The sequence below is a fragment of the Arthrobacter sp. Br18 genome, assembly GCF_000520555.1.
Lineage (GTDB): Bacteria > Actinomycetota > Actinomycetes > Actinomycetales > Micrococcaceae > Arthrobacter_D.
On record NZ_AZSA01000297.1, the window covers coordinates 1 to 3222 of the forward strand.

A 3222-nucleotide genomic window follows, 5' to 3' on the forward strand; every position below is an offset into this window, starting at 1 on the left:
GCCCTAGGGGTTAAGCCGCACGAGGCCCAGATCAAAAAAAGGTATCTGGGTCATCTCCGGCCGGGTGACTCCCATCCGCATCCGACAGCTCACCCCGCAGGCATTGGGAGAGGCTATTCACACATGTCCGAAATTTTCCATGCACCGCGCCACCGCTCCACCCCGACTCTCGCCCGCGGGCTGAAGTCTGCGTCGAAAGCCGTAAATACTCATGCCGGGGCTGTGGGCCGTCCCGCTGCCGCTCTCGCGGCGGCGTCGGCACTGATGCTCGGCGTCGGCGCCTCCGCCCAAGCCTCGGCCAGTGCCGAACCGGCTGCGGCTGCCGCTGCCAGCACTCCTGCGCCAGCCCCTGCCGCCAGTGCCGCACCCGAAGCTGTGGCCGGCGCCACGAACCACACGGTCCAGCCCGGTGACACGCTAAATGCAATCGCCACCCAGTATGGAGTGGGCCTGCAGAACGTGTTCTCGCAGAACGGCCTGGGCGCCAGCTCGATCATCTACCCCGGAGACAGCATCATCGTCTCAGGGTCAGGGAATTCCGTAGCCCCGGCCCCAGGCAGCACCGTTCCTGCGGCCTCGGACCCAGCCGTGCCGGCTGTTGCCGCGTCGCCCGTGAACCTGGCCAGCTCGGCAGTGACAGAGATCCCGGGGACCTCCACCAACTCAGCTGTCCTCGCCTCCGCGCAATCCCAGTTGGGAGCGGGCCAGGACTGCACCATTTTGGGTGAGCAGGCGCTGAAGGCCGCCGGTGTCAGCGGAGTCGGGGATGAATCCCCGGCCGGTCTGATGGAATTCGCGACTCCGGTCTCGAACCCTCAGCCGGGCGACTTCATCTACTACCAGGACGGAGGCGCCGGAGTTCCGCACAACGCCGTCTACATCGGAGACGGCAAAGCAATCCACAGCGGCTTCAACGGCGGCCAGACCGTCGTCAACAGCGCCGACATCGGATCAGGACCCTCCTACTACCGCGTCAACGCCTAAAGCCCGACCCCACAACTGAACAGCACGACCTGACAAGTGCCCGGCCGGGGAGACCCGCCCGGGCACTTCTGTCGTAGAGGCTTAGTCAGCACGGCCTTTCATTTGGCTACGTTCAGAGTTCGTCGAAGCCGGCCCGTTTTTCCGCTACACGGGGCCGAGTCACTGGAGATGCCGCGGTGGGCAGGCATCCCCATTTCATCGGCCAGTTCATTTGAAAGTGTCCGTTTGGCCAGACAGACCCACATTTTGCAGAGGAAATCTCAGGGAGGGGCAGACTTGCGCAGGATCTCTCGGAACCAGCCTGCACTGGTGGTAGACGTGTTACTTTTGGGAAGAAAGTTACGGTTGTGTTTGATCTTCTCCTTTCCACGACTTCCTGAAATGAAAGGTGGCCCGCGTGCTGCCAGCTGTGCCCCGTTTCCTCACCGCCACTCTCATGTCATCCCTGGTACTCGCCGGCATGGCGCCTGCAGCGTCCGCTGCGCCACTCGTCGTGCCGGAGGTGGCAGAACCCGGGACGGCGCAGGCCGGGGCGGGCGGGGCTGCCCAATATGTGGTCCGGTACGCTCCAGGTACTGACGTTTCAGCCGCTGCCCGGGCTTTGCGGGGTAAGGGGATCGGGGTGGGGCGGGAGTTTTCCCAGGCGGTGCGTGCTGCCGTGGTCACCGCGACGCCGGCCGAGGCTGACGCTCTGGCGGATTCACCGCAGGTGGAAGCCGTCGAACGTGACACGGTGATGAGTATTTCGGCGACCCAGCAGCCGGCACCGTGGGGGCTGGACCGCATCGACCAGCGCACCTTGCCCCTGTCCGGTTCCTACACCACCGCGGCGGACGGGGCCGGGGTCAGCTCCTACGTGGTGGACACCGGCATCCTCAGTTCCCACACGGACTTCGGCAGCCGGGTTGAACAGGGATGGTCCGCAGTCTCCGACGGCCGGGGCACCAGTGACTGCAACGGGCACGGCACCCATGTCGCCGGCACCATCGCGGGCACGACCTACGGTGTGGCCAAAGCCGCGACCCTTGTCCCGGTGCGGGTCTTCGGTTGCACCGGCTCGGGTTACACCTCTGATGTGATCGCCGGCTTGGACTGGATTGCCGGCCACCACACCGCAGGAGCCCCGGCTGTTGTCAATCTCAGCCTGGGCGGTGCCTCAAGCTCCACGGTGGATGCGGCACTCCAGGGCGTCATCGATGACGGCGTTACCGCCGTTGCGTCGGCAGGGAACTCTGCCGCCGACGCCTGCACAGCGTCTCCAGCAAGGCTGCCTGCAGCCTTGACCGTGGCAGCGAGCGATTCATCAGACCGGCAGGCCAATTTTTCGAACGTCGGAACCTGCGTCGATCTTTACGCCCCTGGTGTGGACATCCTGTCGGCGTCGTCGACCTCCACTACAGCGACGGCGACCCTGTCAGGGACCTCAATGGCTGCCCCGCATGCAGCCGGCGCGGCAGCGCTCCTGCTCTCCCAGCAGCCCTCGCTCACCCCCGCACAAGTCACGGCATCGCTCAACAATGCTGCTACTACCGGCGTTGTGTCCTCGACCAGTGCCAGAACCCCGAACAGGCTCCTCTACACAGTCGCACCCGCGGCATCCGCGGCACCTGTTGAGACTGTGGTGAAGCCCCGGCCGCACCGAACAAGGTAAAAGCGCCGCCGCGGGCAGCAACTCCGCGTGGCGGTCCTGGACCACGGGCAGCGATGGCGGCTCGAGCGGCGTGCCCCGTCGTGCAGCTTTGAAAACAGTGGAAGGTGTGCCGTTACGTGACACGTCAACGGACGCACATCGATGAGTGGTTCAGTCGCCCGAAAAGGCTCGCCGGACTTTCAGGTGGGCCTTTTCGCCGCCCGCCTGCAGTACCCGCTTTGTTCTCAGTTTCCCGTGAAAGACTCGATTCATGTCACTTCACTACCCGTACGAACAAGAACCCGCCCCGGGGCAAGCCGAGCTGAAGTCACTGGAAGTAGTGAGGGAATCGCTTGCGGCGGACGTGGTGGAAATCCTCTCTGCCGTGACAGAAACAACAAATGGCGACCCGAACGGCCGCTCCATAGAGCACATCAGCTCCAGTGCAGGTGACCGCCAGACACTCCTGCGCGCGGCAGTCGTCGACCTCGAGGCACTCGACAAACGCCTCCATCACGCGCGGCACCTAGGGCGTGTCTCCTAATTCCTTGAGCCAGATGGTGATGGCGCGGAGAACGACTCCGCCGCGGTAGGTCAGAGCGAGTTTG

3 protein-coding genes and 1 riboswitch are annotated in these 3222 nt (G+C 64.6%); all 3 genes read left to right on the plus strand.

What is annotated here, in order from left to right; translation table 11 throughout:
* A riboswitch (cyclic di-AMP (ydaO/yuaA leader) is annotated at positions 1–117 on the plus strand. This riboswitch is flagged as partial in the annotation.
* 6 nt (positions 118–123) lie between these two features.
* The 3 genes from Y704_RS0102365 (at position 124) to Y704_RS18425 (ending at position 3158) form a co-directional block, all read left to right on the plus strand.
* Positions 124–984, plus strand: coding sequence for a LysM peptidoglycan-binding domain-containing protein (locus Y704_RS0102365; RefSeq protein WP_026548925.1), 861 nt, complete (start codon positions 124–126; stop codon positions 982–984).
* Positions 985–1381: 397 nt separating this feature from the next.
* Positions 1382–2635, plus strand: coding sequence for a S8 family peptidase (locus tag Y704_RS18420; RefSeq protein WP_081747365.1), 1254 nt, complete (start codon positions 1382–1384; stop codon positions 2633–2635).
* Positions 2636–2885: 250 nt separating this feature from the next.
* Positions 2886–3158 carry a hypothetical protein gene (locus Y704_RS18425; RefSeq protein WP_035771306.1) on the plus strand — a complete coding sequence of 91 codons (273 nt, stop codon included), beginning with the start codon at positions 2886–2888 and terminating at the stop codon, positions 3156–3158.
* The last annotated feature ends 64 nt before the right edge of the window (positions 3159–3222 follow it).

Excerpts from the sequence above, each read along its gene's own strand:
- Y704_RS0102365 (WP_026548925.1), top strand. The coding sequence starts at position 124 with ATGTCCGAAATTTTCCATGCACCGCGCCACCGCTCCACCCCGACTCTC.
- Y704_RS18425 (WP_035771306.1), top strand. The coding sequence starts at position 2,886 with ATGTCACTTCACTACCCGTACGAACAAGAACCCGCCCCGGGGCAAGCC.